This window comes from Streptomyces sp. NPDC005496 (assembly GCF_042872045.1).
In the GTDB taxonomy this organism is placed as follows: domain Bacteria; phylum Actinomycetota; class Actinomycetes; order Streptomycetales; family Streptomycetaceae; genus Streptomyces.
In genome coordinates, this window is the sequence record NZ_JBIAJQ010000001.1 from 361,901 (window position 1) to 377,191 (window position 15,291).

At 72.7% G+C, this 15,291-nt stretch carries 11 protein-coding genes; all 11 read right to left on the bottom strand.

Annotation, left to right across the window (positions count from 1 at the left end):
* Positions 1-9: 9 nt before the first annotated feature.
* Positions 10-933: a sugar phosphate isomerase/epimerase family protein gene (locus ACFYQQ_RS01800; RefSeq protein ID WP_388902889.1), complete on the bottom strand. Its 924-nt coding sequence runs from the start codon at positions 931-933 to the stop codon at positions 10-12.
* Entirely contained in the window at positions 930-2,252 is a 1,323-nt protein-coding gene (locus ACFYQQ_RS01805; RefSeq protein WP_388902892.1) for an SCO3242 family prenyltransferase, read from the bottom strand. The genes ACFYQQ_RS01800 and ACFYQQ_RS01805 overlap by 4 nt, the downstream gene beginning before the upstream one ends.
* Positions 2,249-3,448, bottom strand: coding sequence for an inositol-3-phosphate synthase (locus tag ACFYQQ_RS01810; RefSeq protein WP_355793976.1), 1,200 nt, complete (start codon positions 3,446-3,448; stop codon positions 2,249-2,251). Before ACFYQQ_RS01810 ends, ACFYQQ_RS01805 begins: the two co-directional genes overlap by 4 nt.
* Before the next feature lie 340 nt (positions 3,449-3,788).
* Positions 3,789-5,219 (bottom strand): ThuA domain-containing protein, encoded by a 1,431-nt coding sequence (locus ACFYQQ_RS01815; protein WP_355791956.1) that lies wholly within the window; start codon positions 5,217-5,219, stop codon positions 3,789-3,791.
* Positions 5,220-5,235: 16 nt separating this feature from the next.
* Positions 5,236-7,740, bottom strand: coding sequence for a PQQ-dependent sugar dehydrogenase (locus ACFYQQ_RS01820; protein ID WP_356171397.1), 2,505 nt, complete (start codon positions 7,738-7,740; stop codon positions 5,236-5,238).
* A 128-nt stretch (positions 7,741-7,868) separates the two neighbouring features.
* Positions 7,869-8,876: a sugar phosphate isomerase/epimerase family protein gene (locus ACFYQQ_RS01825; RefSeq protein WP_388902898.1), complete on the bottom strand. Its 1,008-nt coding sequence runs from the start codon at positions 8,874-8,876 to the stop codon at positions 7,869-7,871.
* A gap of 31 nt (positions 8,877-8,907) precedes the next feature.
* Positions 8,908-10,146: a Gfo/Idh/MocA family protein gene (locus ACFYQQ_RS01830; protein ID WP_388902901.1), complete on the bottom strand. Its 1,239-nt coding sequence runs from the start codon at positions 10,144-10,146 to the stop codon at positions 8,908-8,910.
* Between the two features lie 76 nt (positions 10,147-10,222).
* Positions 10,223-11,272 carry a substrate-binding domain-containing protein gene (locus ACFYQQ_RS01835; RefSeq protein ID WP_355783716.1) on the bottom strand — a complete coding sequence of 350 codons (1,050 nt, stop codon included), beginning with the start codon at positions 11,270-11,272 and terminating at the stop codon, positions 10,223-10,225.
* Between the two features lie 28 nt (positions 11,273-11,300).
* Positions 11,301-12,320 carry an ABC transporter permease gene (locus tag ACFYQQ_RS01840; protein ID WP_355783719.1) on the bottom strand — a complete coding sequence of 340 codons (1,020 nt, stop codon included), beginning with the start codon at positions 12,318-12,320 and terminating at the stop codon, positions 11,301-11,303.
* On the bottom strand, positions 12,317-13,855 hold the full coding sequence (locus ACFYQQ_RS01845; protein ID WP_355783728.1) for a sugar ABC transporter ATP-binding protein: 1,539 nt from the start codon (positions 13,853-13,855) through the stop codon (positions 12,317-12,319). Before ACFYQQ_RS01845 ends, ACFYQQ_RS01840 begins: the two co-directional genes overlap by 4 nt.
* Before the next feature lie 158 nt (positions 13,856-14,013).
* Positions 14,014-15,195, bottom strand: coding sequence for an ROK family transcriptional regulator (locus ACFYQQ_RS01850; RefSeq protein WP_356171385.1), 1,182 nt, complete (start codon positions 15,193-15,195; stop codon positions 14,014-14,016).
* Positions 15,196-15,291 lie beyond the last annotated feature (96 nt).

Here is a 15,291-nt window from a genome sequence, read left to right on the forward strand (position 1 = left end):
GCGTGTGGTTCACGGGGTTCTCCCTTCGGGGCCCTCGGGGGTCGCCCGGGCCGCGCGGTGGAGGAACGGAAGGGATCGGCCGGCGAAGTGGGGGCCCGCGTGGGAGTGGCGGGGCAGTTCGACGACGGTGAGCGCCTGGTAGCCGGTCGCGGCCAGGGCGTCGAGTACGGGCGGGAAGTCGATCTCCCCGTCCCCGAACGGGAGGTGCTCGTGGACGCCTCTGCGCATGTCCTCGATCTGGACGTGGCGCAGCCAGGGTGCGGCGGCGCGCACGCAGTCGGCGGGCGGCAGCGGTTCGAGGCACTGGCAGTGGCCGATGTCCAGGGTGAGGCCGAGGACGCCGGGGTCGCCGAGCGTCTCGCGCAGCCGGTGGAAGTCGGCGAGCGTGGCGAGCAGGTGGCCGGGCTCGGGTTCGACGGCGAGGGGGACGCCCGCCTCGGTCGCGGCCTCCACGACCGGGGTGAGCGCCTCGGCCAGCCGCCTCCAGGCGGTGTCCTCGTCCGTACCGGGCGGGGTGGTCCCGCTGAAGCAGTGCAGGGCGTGGGCTCCCAGGTCGGCGGCCACCCGTACGGCCCGGACGAGCAGGTCCACGCGGCGCGCGCGGTCCTCGGGGTCAGGGTCGAGGAGCGACGGCCCGTGCTTGCGGCGCGGGTCGAGCACATACCGGGCGCCGGTCTCGACGGTGACGTCCAGACCGAGCGCGTCGAGGCGCCGGGCCACCTGCCTGGTGCGGTCGGCGAGGTCGGGGGCCAGCGGATCGAGGTGCATGTGGTCGAGGGTCAGGCCCACGCCGTCGTACCCGAGGTCGGCGAGCAGTCCGAGCGCGTCGTCCAGCCGGAGGTCGGTGAGTCCGTTCGTCCCGTAGCCGAAGCGGAGCGGGTGGGGCGCGGCGTCGGGACGCGCGTACGCGGCCGGGCCCTGGCCGGTGCTCATGTGACACTCACCTTCCTCGCGAACGTGCGTGCCGCCGGGGCCAGCGCCGCCGTCAGGAACGCGACGGCGGGGGCGCCCGCGCGGGCGGTCAGCGCGGCCTGGAGCGGGATGAGCGCGCGGATGCCGCCGCCGACGGCCCGCTGGGTGAGCGGGGGTGACGGATTGAGCGCGGCGTGCAGGAGAGGGCGCGCGGCGGTCGCGGCGTAGCCGACGGTGAGGGCGGCCCGCAAAGCGTCGTGCGCACCCGGGTACGGCGAACGCCCGGGTCTCGGACGCCACGCCCGAAGAGCGACGCCCACCGAACCGGAACCGGCGAACGGGCCCGTACGGGCAACGGTCAGGGCGAGGCCGGCGGGCTCGCCGTTGCGAGCGACGCCCGGGTGAGGAGCGGCAGGCCCGCCCTTGAGAGCAACGCTCGGGTCGGGACCGGGAGCCGCGCCCTTGCCAGCAACGCCTTCTCCGCGAGCGGCAGTTCGCCCCCGGCGAGCAACGCCCTTTCCGGAAGCGGCAGTTCGACCATGGCGAGCAACACCCGGGCCCGGAACGGAAGTTCGGCCCTGGCGAGCAGCAGTCAGGTGAGGACCGTCAGGCTTGCCCTCACCAGCAGCGGACACGTGAGGACCGGTAGCCGTGCCCTGGCGAGCGGCGTCCGCCGGGGTGGCCGGGGGCGTGTGGACGCCGGCTCGGGATCTCGTCAGGTCCCAGGTGAGCGCGGCTGTCGTGGCGAGGGCGGCCAGGGGGGCGAGGTGCGAGCCGCCTCGGGTCTCGCCGCGGGAGACGGTGGTCACCGCGAAGGTGTGCGTGCCCAGTACGAGGGCGGAGGGCAGGGCGCCCCGGGTGCCGCCCGTGGTGGCCGCCGCGCCGAGCAGCAGGTCCAGGCCGCGGGCGGCGCCCATGGCCGCCGGACCGGCGGGGGTGTGCTTGAGGGTGAGGTCGTACGCCCACACCGTGGCCGCGAGGGGCACCGCGACCGCCAGGGCGGAGCGGCCCGCACGGGCGGCCAGGGCGAGCCCCGCCGCCGTGAGCAGGCCGGCCGCCAGCAGGGCGGATGCGGGACGGACGCGGCCGGAGGGCAGCGGGCGGTGCGGGCGTTCGACGGCGTCCTCGGCGCGGTCGGCCCAGTCGTTCAGGGCCATGCCCGCCTCGTACAGGCAGACCGAGGAGCCGATGGCCAGCAGGGTGCGCGGTCCCGGGCGCGCCCCGGCCGCGGCGGCGCCCGTGAGCGCGTCGCCGGGGACGGTGAACAGGGCGGGCAGGCGCAGCAGTTCGGCCCAGGCCCGTGCCGTCGCCCGGGCGCGCGTACCGAGCCGGGGCCTCATCCGGCCGCCCGGGGAAGCGCGCGCAGTCGTGCGGCGAACTCCGCGAGGGCCGCGTACTGCTCGCCCAGGGACGCGGGTCCGTCGCCCACGGGGTCCTTGAAGTAGAAGCCGAGTTCACCGAGCGGACCGGCGAGGCCCGCCTCGTGGGCGCGGGCGGCCAGCCGGGCCAGGTCGAGGACGAGGGGTGCGGCGAGCGCGGAGTCGCAACCCTGCCAGGTGGTCTGCAGAACCATGCGGGTGCCGAGGAAACCGTCGAACGCGATGTGGTCCCAGGCGGTCTTCCAGTCGCCGAGGGCGGGGACGTCGTCGATGTGCACCTCGCCCTGCGGCACCGAGCCCAGGGTGTCCGCGAGCACTCGTTCCTTGCCCGCGTTCTTCGCCGCGGCGGCGGCCGGGTCGGCCAGGGAGGCGCCGTCGCCGCCGCCGAGGAGGTTGGTGCCGGACCAGGCACGGACCCGCAGCGCCCGTTGCGCGAACATCGGACCCAGCACCGACCGCAGCAGGGTCTGGCCGGTCTTGCCGTCACGGCCCGCGTAGGGCAGCGGGGAGGTCTCGGCCATCGCGGCGAGCGCCGGATGGTGCAGGCCCGCCGACGGGGTGAAGTTCACGTAGGCGCAGCCCGCGCGCAGGGCCGCCGCCGCGTAGAGGGAACTGGCGGGGAGCGGCCGTCCGCTCCCCGCGTGCTCCTCGGCGCCGCTCGAAGCCGTGACCGCCTGGGCCGGGCCGGGGGCCGCGCCCGGTGGTTCGGGCTCCGTCGACGCCACGTTCACCACCACGGCTCGGGCGAGCCCTCTGCGCCGTACGAAGTCGCGGATGTCGGCGGCGAAGGTGTCGATCAGTTCACCGGGGCTCCTGGTGTCCCCCGCGACAGGACCGCCCGGCCTGATCTCCCGGTCGGCGTCGAGGAGTTCGGCCCCGACGGCGGAGGGCAGTCCGGGTGGCAGCACTCCCCCGGCGGCCAGCGCCTCCGCCCGCTTGGGGAGGGGACAGTCGTCCGTCTCGTGGCCGCCGAAGACGAGGGAGGACAGGGCGGGCAGGCCGCTGCCGGAGAAGAGGTCCGTCTCCGTCACCATCCCCGTCGGTGGATGCAGACCGGCGGTCGTGGCGGCGCAGCCCGCGACGACGGTGGTGGCGACGGAGCCGCGGGCCCCGATCAGCCACACTCCCACCCGGGGGTCAGAGAGGGACGCGGACATGGGCAGCCTCCTTGTCGTACTTGCCGTACTTTCCGTACGCGACGCGGTGACGCGGTGACGCGGTGACGCGGTGACGCGGATGACTCTGGTGGCGCAGGTGGCGCACGTAGCGCTGGTGAGACATGTGGCGCTGGTGACCGACGTGCGTGTGCCCGGCCGGCCGGTGCGGTGACCGGCCCGGTGCGGACGGCCGGCGCGGCGCGGGGACCTGCGTGGCCGGTGCGGCCGGTGCGGTGCGCTTCGGCGGCGGCCGGCCACGCGGGTCCCCGGGGGCGGAGTCGGGGGTGTGGTCAGGGGTGGGACGACGGGCGGGAGTCCGGCGTCTCCCGCCCGCCGTCGCTCAGTCGCCCGGCGCGGCGGGGCGCGCGGGCAGTTCCTTGATCCGGATGTCCCGGAAGGACACCTGGTCGTCGGGGCCGTGGTTCTGGATGCCGACGTGGCCGTCCCGCAGGCTCCGGGCCGGATCGGTGTTGGTGAAATCGTTGATCTTCACGCCGTTGAGCCAGACGCGGAGCCGTTCGCCCTCCACGCGGATCTCGTACGTGTTCCACTCCCCCGGCGGGTTCAGCGCGCGGTCGCGCTTCTTGAGGTCGGCGGACTGGAAGCTGTACACGGCCCCGGTGGTGCGGTCGGGGGCGTCGGTCGCGTCGATCTGGATCTCGTAGCCGTTGTCCACGGCGGACCAGGGGTCGTCGGAGGCCGGGAAGCCCACGAAGACACCGGAGTTGTCGTCCCCGGCCGTCCGCCAGTCCAGCTTCAGCGAGTACGAGCCGAAGCTCCCGCCGGACCCGGACCCGGACCCGGGACCAGAACCGGGACCGGAACCGGAGTCCGAAGCGGAACCGGAGTGCGCGCCGGCTTCCGTGCCCGCGTACCAGAGCATGCCCAGCCCGCCCGCTGACGTCAGCGACCCGTCGTCGTCCAGCGAGAAGGAGCCCGGTCCCGCCTGCTTCCACCCCGTCAGCGATGCGGCGGTGCCGTCGAAGAGCGGCCGGTAGCCGTTCTCCGGGCGGCAGTCCGCCTGTGCGTCGCCGACGGCGTACCGGATGCCGCCGGACAGGTGCCGCCGGAAGGCGGGGTCGGTGTACGACTCCTTGGTGTGACCGCCCCCGGTGTAGAAGGCGCGGCCGCCCCGGTAGGTCTGGCACCAGGCGATCGGATGGTCGCCGCCCATCGAACCGCCGGTGTACGACGACTCGTCGAGCGAGGCCAGGACGTGCACCCGGTCCCGGGGGTTCGAGCGGTAGTCGTACCACTCGTCGGTACGGTCCCAGGTCGCCTCCAGGTGCGAGGTCGCCGGGTTGCCCCGGTCCTCGACGAGGACCCTCGCGGGCTGGATCGCCGGGTGGGACCGGAAGTAGGCGCCGACGAGGCCGCCGTAGAAGGGCCAGTCGTACTCGGTGTCGGCGGCGGCGTGCACGCCGACGTATCCGCCGCCGCGTCCGATGTACCGCTCGAAGGCGGACTGCTGGGCCGGGTCCAGGACGTCGCCCGTGGTGGACAGGAACACCACGGCCTCGTACCGCGCGAGGTTCGCGGGGGTGAAGGCCGTCGCGTCCTCGGTGGCGTCCACCGCGAAACCGTTCTCGGCGCCCAGTTCACGCACGGCCGCGACTCCCTCGGGAATCGAGTCGTGGCGGAAGCCGGCGGTCTTGGAGAAGACCAGCACCCGTGTCCCGTCGGACCCCTTGGAGGCGGCCGGGCCCGACACGCAGCCGATGAGCAGGGCCGCGGCCGCGGCGGCCGTCATCACTCGCGCCGATGCGCGCATGACACCCACTCTCCTGTCAGCCCGTCGTCGTGAACGTGAAGTCGTCCACGTCGTACAGCGCACCGGTGCCGCCGCCCTTGAAGACCAGGTAGAGCGTGGTCGTGCCCGAGGGTGCCTTGGACAGTGGGGCACTGACGTCCTGGAAGGTGTCCCAGCCGCCGGTCACCGGGACCTTCGCGCTGCCCAGCAGCCGTCCGGCCGGCGAGCCCGCGCGGACTTCGAGCGTGCCGCCCGCCCCGCCGGAGGAGACCCGCGCGGTAAGCGTCCTGGCGTTGCTCAGGACGTAGGGCGTGAAGGAGATCCAGTCCCCGTTGTGGATGTCGCCGACCGTCTTGCCGCCGTGCGCGGTGTCCTTGTTCTGGACCGTGACGCCGGACTGCTTGCCGTAGTGCTCGGCCTGGCGGTGCTTGGGCTGGACGACGTTCTGGTCGTGGGAGGTCAGCGGGTCCTGGCCGCCGCCCCCGCCGTCGGTGTACTCGGCGTCGAAGACCCCGAAGATGTTGGCGTCGTCGTCGTGGCCGCCGTCGGCGCTGGTCTGGATGGTGCCGGAGCAGCCGTTGGCCGAGGTGACGGGGTGGCCGTGGCTGTCGTGCCCGAGGACGAAGGTGACCTTCACCTTGGCGCAGTCGACCGCGTCGCCGTCCTCCGGGTCGGTGACCCGCACCTTGAACGGTATGGCGTCGCCGAAGCTGAACAGCTGCCCGTCCTTGGGGAGTTCGAGGACCACCTCGGGCGCGGTGTTGCCGACGACGATCTGCACGCTCGCGCTTCCGGTGCGGCCGGTCGCGTCCTTGGCCGTCAGCGTCGCGGTGTACGTGCCGTTCGTGCGGTACCTGTGGGTGGGGTTCGCGGCCGTGGAGGTGCCGCCGTCGCCGAAGTCCCAGCTGTAGGTGAGGGCGTCACCGTCGGCGTCGCTCGTGCCGGCGGAGGAGAACCGTACCCGCAGCGGGGCCTGTCCCGAGGTCCGGTTCGCGGCGGCCTGGGCGACGGGTGAGTGCCCGTCGGTGGCGTTCTCGATGCGGTACAGGCCCGAGTGCTCGTCCCCGCCGAACCAGGCGGTGCCGTAGTCGAGGACGTACAGCGCCCCGTCCGGTCCGAAGGCCATGTCCATGACCTGGGTGCCGGTCCAGGGCACGTCGTCGATGGACTGCACGGTGCCGTTGTCGTCCGAGGCGATCCGCTTGATCCAGCGGCGGCCGAACTCGCCCGCGAAGAAGTCCCCGTCGTACGCCTCGGGGAACTTCACCGGGGAGTCGAGCGAGGCGTCGTAGTGGTAGACCGGGCCGCCCATCGGGGACTCCGAGCCGGTGCCGAACTCGGGGACGGAACCGCCGTCGTACGGGATCCAGGCGGCCTGCGCCGGGGGCAGGTCGGTGAGTCCGGTGTTGTGCGGTGAGTCATTCCTCGGTGCCGCGCAGTCGAAGGCGGACCCGGAGGTCTTGGTGCCGAAGTCGTAGTCGACGTAGGCATCGTTGTCACCGGTGCAGTAGGGCCACCCGAAGTTGCCCGGGCGGGTGACGCGGGCGAACTCGACCTGGCCGGCGGGGCCGCGCGCGGGGTCGGCGGCGCCGGCGTCCGGGCCGTAGTCGCCGACGTAGAGGATGCCGGTCTTCTTGTCGACACTGAAGCGGAACGGGTTGCGGAAGCCCATGGCGTAGATCTCGGGCCGGGTCTTGTCGGTGCCCGGGGCGAAGAGGTTGCCCTCGGGTATCGAGTACGAGCCGTCCGCGTTCACCTTGACGCGCAGGATCTTGCCGCGCAGGTCGTTGGTGTTGCCGGAGGTCCGCTGGGCGTCGAAGGCGGGGTTGCGGTCGGTGCGCTCGTCGATGGGGGTGAAGCCGTCCGACTGGAAGGGGTTGGAGTCGTCCCCGGTCGACAGGTAGAGGTTGCCGTCCGCGTCGAAGTCGATGTCGCCGCCGACGTGGCAGCAGATACCGCGGGACGTCCGCACGTCGAGGATCTTCTTCTCGCTCGCCGCGTCGAGGGTGCCGTCGGTCTTCAGGACGAACCGCGAGAGCCGGTTGACGCCGTCGAAGGGGGCGAAGTCGGCGGCGGTCCCGGTCTCGGGGGCGTCGCCGGCGGGGGTGTCGAGGGGCGGCGCGTAGTAGAGGTAGATGAAGCGGTTGTCGGCGAAGTCCGGGTCGACTCCGACGCCCTGCAGGCCTTCCTCGTCGTGCGTGTACACGTCGAGCTTGCCGGCGATCCTGGTGTTGCCCGCGGCGTCGGTCAGGCGGAGTTCGCCGTCGCGGGAGGTGTGCAGGACGGAGCGGTCGGGCAGGACGGCGAGCGACATGGGCTCGCCGACCTCGGGCTCGCCCTTGGCGAGGGTGACCTGCTGGAAGTCCTCCGCGGCGACGGCCGGGGCGTCACCGGGGTCGGCGACGGCGGCGCCGGCCGCCGGTGCGGTCAGGGAGAGGGACGCGGCCGCGAGCAGCGCGCCGCTCAGCAGGGCGAGTGCTCTGCGGAGTCTCGGGCGTCCGGTGTGGCTGTCGGTGTTCCTGTTCCTGCCGTTCGGGTGCACGAAATGCCTCCATGAAGGGGCTGGTCGTACGGGCGGGTGCGGTGTCGCCGGGGTGCGCCGTCACCCCGGAGGTGTGGTGGGTGGCTCTGCGGGGTCCCGCGGCCGGGCCCTGCCCTGGCCGCGGGCGCTCACTGGTCGTTGCCGCCGAAGGCCGCGTCGAAGGAGGCCGAAGGCGGTTCGAAGTCGTACGCCTTGAGGCGGGCCAGGGCCTCCGGGGCGCCCTGGAACCGGTCCATGCCGGCGTCCTCCCATTCGACGGACACCGGACCGGCGTAGTCGATGGAGCGCAGCATCCGGAAGACGTCCTCCCAGGGGACGTCGCCGTGGCCCGCGGAGACGAAGTCCCAGCCGCGCCGCGGGTCGCCCCAGGGCAGGTGGGAGCCGAGGCGGCCGTTGCGGCCGTCGAGCCGCTTGCGGGCCTCTTTGCAGTCGACGTGGTAGATGCGGTCGCGGAAGTCGTAGAGGAACCCGACGGGGTCGAGATCCTGCCAGACGAAGTGGCTGGGGTCGAAGTTGAGGCCGAAGGCGGGACGGTGGTCGACGGCCTCAAGGGCGCGCCGGGTCGTCCAGTAGTCGTAGGCGATCTCGCTGGGGTGGACCTCGTGCGCGAACCGCACGCCCTGTGCGTCGAAGACGTCCAGGATCGGGTGCCAGCGGGTGGCGAAGTCCTCGTAGCCGCGTTCGATCATCGCCTCGGGGACGGGCGGGAACATGGCCACCAGGTGCCAGATCGCGGAGCCGGTGAAGCCGATGACGGTGTCGACGCCGAGGGCGTTCGCGGCGCGCGCGGTGTCGGCGATCTCGGCGGCGGCCCGGCGGCGTACGCCCTCGGGTTCGCCGTCGCCCCAGATCCGGGCGGGCAGGATCGCCTGGTGGCGTTCGTCGATGATCGCGTCGCAGACGGCCTGGCCGACCAGGTGGTTGGAGATCGCCCAGCACTTGAGGCCGTACTTGTCGAGGAGTTCGTGGCGGGACGCGACGTACGAGGGGTCGGCGAGGGCCTTGTCGACCTCGAAGTGGTCGCCCCAGCAGGCGAGTTCGAGTCCGTCGTAGCCGAAGTCGCGGGCGAGCCGGCAGACCTCCTCGAGCGGCAGGTCGGCCCACTGGCCGGTGAAGAGGGTGAAGGTGCGGGGCATGCTCGGGTGCCTCCTCGGGGCGCCGGGACGGTCAGGCCGGGACGGTCGTGTAGACGGAGTTCTTCGCGGCGCTCTCCTCGACGGCGGCCAGCACGCGCTGCACCTGCAGCCCGTCGGCGAAGGACGGCACGGGCGCCCGGTCCGCGGCGATCGCGCGTACGAGGTCGCGGGCCTGGTGGGTGAAGGTGTGCTCGTAGCCGAGGCCGTGGCCCGGCGGCCACCAGGCGTCGAGGTAGGGGTGGTCGGGCTCGGTGACGAGGATGCGGCGGAAGCCCGCGTAGGTGCCCGGCTCGGTGTGGTCGTGGAAGGAGAGCTCGTTGAGCCGCTCCAGGTCGAAGGCGAGCGAGCCGAGTTCGCCGTTGAGTTCGATGCGCAGGGCGTTCTTGCGTCCGGTCGCGAAGCGGGTGGCCTCGAAGGAGGCGAGGGCTCCGGAGGCGAAGCGGCCGGTGAACAGGGCCGCGTCGTCGACGGTGACCGTGCCGAGCGCGGTCGCCGGGTCGTCGGCCCCGGCCTGGATTCCGGCCGCCGACAGGCCGCTGGAGGCGCCGGCGGGCAGCGGCCGCTCCCGCACGAAGGTCTCGGTGAGCGCCGAGACGCCGACGACCGGCTCCCCCGCCAGGTACTGCGCCAGGTCCACGATGTGCGCGCCGAGGTCGCCGAGCGCGCCCGACCCGGCCAGCTCCTTGCGCAGCCGCCAGGTCAGCGGGAAGTCGCGGTCCACCAGCCAGTCCTGGAGGTACGTCACCCGCACGTGCCGCAGGGCTCCGAGGCGGCCCTCGGCGACCATCGACCGGGCGAGCGAAGTGGCGGGCACCCGCCGGTAGTTGAAGCCGACCATGGCCAGCTGGCCGCGTCGTGCGGCCTCCTCGGCGGCCCGGGTCATCGCCTCCGCCTCCTCGACCGAGTTGGCCAGGGGCTTCTCGCACAGCACGTGCTTGCCCGCGGCCAGCGCGGCGACGGCGATCTCGGCGTGGCTGTCGCCGGGGGTGCAGATGTCGACCAGGTCGACGTCGTCACGGGCGATGAGGGCACGCCAGTCGGTCTCGGTCGCGGCCCAGCCGTGCCGGTCGGCCATCTCCCGTACGGCCTGGGCGTCGCGGCCGCAGACGGCGGCGAGGACCGGCCGGCGGGGCAGGTCGAAGACGTGGCCCACGGTGCGCCAGCCCTGGGAGTGGGCGGCGCCCATGAACGCGTAGCCGATCAGGCCCACGCCCAGGGGCGGCTTCGCGGCCTCGGCCCCGGCTTCCTCGCGCTGGTGCGGCTGTCCCATGCCGATGTCCTCCTCGTCGTCGTGGCGCGGTGGGGGGTGGGGCCCGGCCCGGCTGAGCGGGGCCGGGCGGGTCCCGTCACTTGAAGCCGGTGGGCATGTAACGGTCGACGTTCTCCTTGTCGACGACGGCCGAGTAGAGCGTGAGCGAGGCCGGGATCTCGAACTCGGCGAGGCCCCCCACCCCCTTGCTCTGGCCGAGGGCGCGGGCGAGGTCGATCGCGGACGCCGCCATGGTCGGCGGGTAGAGGACGGTGGCCTTGAGCACACTGTCGTCGGCCTCGATGGCCTGGAAGGCGGAGAGCGCGCCGGCGCCGCCGACCATCAGGAAGTCGTCGCGTCCGGCCTGCTTGATCGCGCGCAGCGCGCCCACGCCCTGGTCGTCGTCGTGGTTCCACAGGGCGTCGAACTTCGACTGCGCCTGGAGGAGTTGGGACATCTTCGCCTGGCCGGACTCGACGGTGAACTCGGCGGCCTGGCGGGCCACCTTCTTGATGTTCGGGTAGTTCTTCAGGGCCGCGTCGAAGCCCTCGGTGCGCTGCTTGGTGAGTTCCAGGTTGTCCAGCCCCGCGAGTTCGATGACGCGGGCGTTCTTCTTGTCCTTGAGCTTCTCGCCGATGTAGTGGCCGGCGCTGAGACCCATGCCGTAGTTGTCGCCGCCGATCCAGCAGCGGTACGCCTGCGGGGAGTTGAAGATGCGGTCCAGGTTGATGACGGGGATGCCGGCCCGCATGGCCTTGAGGCCGACCTGGGTGAGCGCCTTGCCGTCGGCGGGCAGCACCACGAGGACGTCGACCTTCTTGTTGATCAGCGTCTCGATCTGGCCGATCTGCGCGGCGGTGTCGTTGGAGCCCTCGGTGATCTCCAGGGTGACGTCCGAGTACTTCTTGGCGCGGTTCTTCGCGTTGTCGTTGATCGCGTTGAGCCAGCCGTGGTCGGCCTGCGGTCCCGCGAAGCCGATGGTGACCTGCTTGCCGGGCTTGTCGTCGGCGGCCGGCTGGTCGTTCGCGGCCGTCTTGTCTTCCTTGGGGTCGTTGCTGGTGCAGGCGGTGAGGAAGGCTCCGGCCGAGACTGCGGCGGTCCCGAAGAGCAGTCCTCTGCGGCTCGTGCGGCTCGTGCGTTCTGGCATGGCGGTGGACCTTTCCGTACGGTGCGGCTCAGGTGGTGTGGGCGGTGCGGCGCTGGGCGAGCATGGCGGCGACGATGATCGCGCCCTTGGCGATCTGCTGGACGTCGCTCTGCAGGTTGTTGAGCGCGAAGAGGTTCGTGATCGTCGTGAAGATCAGGACGCCGAGCACGGACCCGGTGATGGTGCCGCGGCCTCCGCTGAGGAGCGTGCCGCCGATGATGGCGGCCGCGATGGCGTCGAGTTCGTACAGGTTGCCGTTGGTGTTCTGGCCCGAGCCGGACAGGATGATCAGCAGGAACGCGGCGATGCCGCAGCACAGTCCGGAGAGCAGGTACAGGTAGAGCCGCTGCCTGCGTACGTCGATGCCCGCGAGCCGGGCCGCCTCGGCGTTGCCGCCGACGGCGACCGTGCGCCGCCCGAAGGTGGTGCGGTTGAGGACCAGCCAGCCGATGACGGTGACGACGGCGAAGACGAGGACCAGCGGCGGGATGCCCAGCACGTAGGAGTCGCGCTCGCCGAGCTTCAGGACGCCGTCCACGGTGACGATCTGCGTCTTGCCGTCGGTGAGCTGGAGGGCGAGTCCGCGGGCGGAGGCCAGCATGGCGAGCGTCGCGATGAACGGGACCAGCGCCCCGTACGCGATGAGGAGGCCGTTGACCAGGCCGCAGCCCACGCCGACGATCACCGCGGTGAAGAGGATGCCGGCGAAGCCGTACTCCTGGGTGGCGACCGTCGTGGCCCAGACCGAGGCGAGCGCGACGATGGCGCCGACGGACAGGTCGATGCCGCCCGAGATGATGACGAAGGTCATGCCGACGGTGACGACGCCGATCACCGACGCCTGGGTGAGGACGAGTTGGAGGTTGCGGGTGTCGAGGAACTCGTCGGGCTTGGTGATGCCTCCGATGAGGATCAGGACGGCGAGCACGCCGAGGAGGGAAAGGGTGCGGACGTCGGCGCGGACCCCGAGCGTCTGCCACGGTGTGCGGTCCTTGGTCGGTGCCGCCTTGCGGGTGTCATCCCTGGGCGGGGATACGGGCTGCGTCATGACGCCGGGCTCCCTTCACTGGCCACCGGGCCGCCTTCCATGACGAGGTCGAGCACACGGTGTTCGTCGAGTTCGCGGGCGGGCGCCGTGTGGACGACCCGGCCTTCGCGCAGTACGAGTACGCGGTCGGCGAGCCCGAGCACCTCGGGCACTTCGCTGGAGACCAGCAGGACGGCGAGGCCCTCGTCGGCGAGCCGGCGGATGACCGCGTACAGCTCGGCGCGGGCGCCGACGTCGACGCCGCGCGTGGGTTCGTCGAGCAGCAGCACCCGGCAGCCGCGCAGCAGCCAGCGCGCGAGGACGGCCTTCTGCTGGTTGCCGCCGGAGAGGGTGCGCACCGGCGCGGAGGGGTTGTCGGGCCGCAGCGACAACTCCCGGGTCGCCGCGCGCGCCGCGCCGAGCTCGGCCCGCCGGTCCACCCAACCGCCGCGCGAGAAGCGGGACATGGAGGAGACGGACACGTTGCGGGTGACGGACTCCAGCATCAGCAGGCCCTGGGCCTTGCGTTCCTCGGGGGCGAGTCCCAGTCCCGCGCGGACGGCGGCGCGGACGCTGCCGGGCCGCAGCGGGGTGCCGCCGACGACGACCTGCCCTGCGGTCGCCTTGCGCGCGCCGTAGATCGTCTCCAGGATCTCGGAGCGGCCGGAGCCGACCAGTCCCGCGAGGCCCACGATCTCGCCGGGGCGCAGTTCCAGGTCTAGCGGTTCGAACTCCCCCTGCCTGGTGAGTCCCCGGACTTCCAGGACCGGCTCCGACGTGGGTTCGCGGTCCGGCCGGTCCGGGAACACGTACTCGACGTTGCGGCCCGTCATCAGGGCGACCACCTCGCGGGTCGGGGTGGACTTCGCGGGCAGCCCGACCGCCACGGCGCGCCCGTCCTTGAGGACGGTCACGCGGTCCCCGATGCGGCGGATCTCCTCCAGCCGGTGGGAGATGTAGACGACGGCGACGCCGTCCGCGGTGAGGTCGCCGACGATGCGGAAGAGGTTGTCGACCTCGTCGGGGTCGAGTGCCGCGGACGGTTCGTCCATGACGATGAGGCGTACGTCGTGGGAGAGCGCCCGGGCCATGGAGACGATCTGCTGCTGGGCCGCCGAGAGGTCTCCGACCAGTCGTCCCGGGTCGATCTCGGGGTGCCCGAGCCGTGCGAGCAGCGCGCCGGTGGAGTCCCGGGCCGTCTTGCCCCGTACGACGAAGCCGGCGGTGGTGGGTTCGTGCCCGAGGTGGACGTTCTCGGCCACCGACAGGCCCTCCACCAGGTCGAGTTCCTGGTAGATGGTGGCGATGCCGAGGCGCATGGCGGCGATCGGGGACCGGAGCGTGACGGGCTCGCCGCGCCAGCCGATCGTGCCGTCGTCGGGCTGGTGGGCGCCGGCCAGGACCTTGATGAGGGTGGACTTGCCGGCACCGTTCTGGCCGAGGAGGCAGTGCACTTCACCGGCCTGGACCTCCAGGTCGACGCCGTCCAGGGCGCGGACTCCGGGGAACGACTTGGTGATGCCGGACATGGTGAGCAGCGGTGGTTCGGGTGCCATGACGGTTCCCCTCGGCGGGCGTGCGGGCCGGTTGCAGGGCAGGGCGCTTGCGGCGAAGTCGGTTTCGGGGCAGGCGTGTTCGGGACAGGCGTGTTCAGGGCAGGGCGAAGCAGCGGGGCGTGCGGGTGAGATGTGCCGGGGCCTGTCGGCCGCGGGTGCTACGCGGGTGAGAACAGGTGGTCGCTGATGAGCCGGGCCGCGCCGATGACTCCGGCGGTGGGGCCCAACTCGCCCAGGACGATGGGGAGGTTGCCGGTCGCCAGGGGGAGCGACTGGCGGTAGACCTGGGTGCGGATCGCGGCGAGCAGGGTGTGGCCGAGACCCGTCACCCCGCCGCCGATCACCACCAGGCCGGGGTTGAAGAAGCTGACGAGTGCGGCGAGGACCTGGCCGGTCCGGTTGCCGCCCTCGCGGATCAGGTCGAGGGCGGTCGCGTCCCCCGCGGCCGCCGCGGCGGCGACGTCGACGGCGGTGAGCGCGCCCACCGCCTCCAGCCGTGCCGCGAGTTCCTGCGAGAGTCCGTGTTGCGCCGCCTCGGTCGCGTCGCGGGCGAGCGCGGCCCCGCTGAAGTGGGCCTCCAGGCAGCCGCGGTTCCCGCAGGCGCAGGGGCGGCCGTCGGGCACCGCCTGGATGTGCCCGATGTCGCCCGCGCTGCCCGTCGTACCGCGGTACACCTCACCGCCGACGACGATCCCGCAGCCGATGCCGGTACCGATCTTGACGCAGAGGAAGTCGCCCACGGAGCGCGCTACGCCCGCGTGCTGCTCCCCCATGGCCATCAGGTTCACGTCGTTGTCGACCATCACCGGGCAGCCGAGGTCCTGACTGAGGGCCTCGCGGACCGGGAAGCCGTCCCAGCCGGGCATGATCGGCGGCGCGACCGGGACGCCCTCGGGGAAGCGGACCGGCCCCGGGACGCCGATGCCGGCGCCGTCGAAACCCTCCGCGAGCCCGGACGCCCTCAGTTTCGCCGCCATCGCCAGGACCTGCTCGAAGACCGCGACGGGTCCTTCGCGCACGTCCATGGGCTGGTTGATGTGTCCGAGGACCTCCAGCTCGGCGTTGGTGACGGCCACGTCGATCGAGGTCGCCCCGATGTCGACGCCGAGGAAGCGCAGTGCGGGGGCCAGCCGGATGTTGTGGGAGCGGCGGCCACCGCGGGAGGCGGCGAGTCCGTCGGCGACCACGAGGCCGGTCTCCAGGAGCCGTTCCACCTCGACGGCCAGCTTCGACCGGGAGAGGTCGATCTGGTCGCCCAGCTGGGCACGGGAGTTGGGGCCGCCGTCCCGCAACAGGCGCAGCAGCCGCGCCTGGTGGGCGTTCGCGGGTCGAGCCGTCATGCGTCTCACGTGCCCCTCCCCGCCTCAATCGGCCGTCTCCGTCGGGCTTTCGAGGTGAACGTAGCAGCGGCTGCCGGGAGTGGGAAGAAGTCGCGC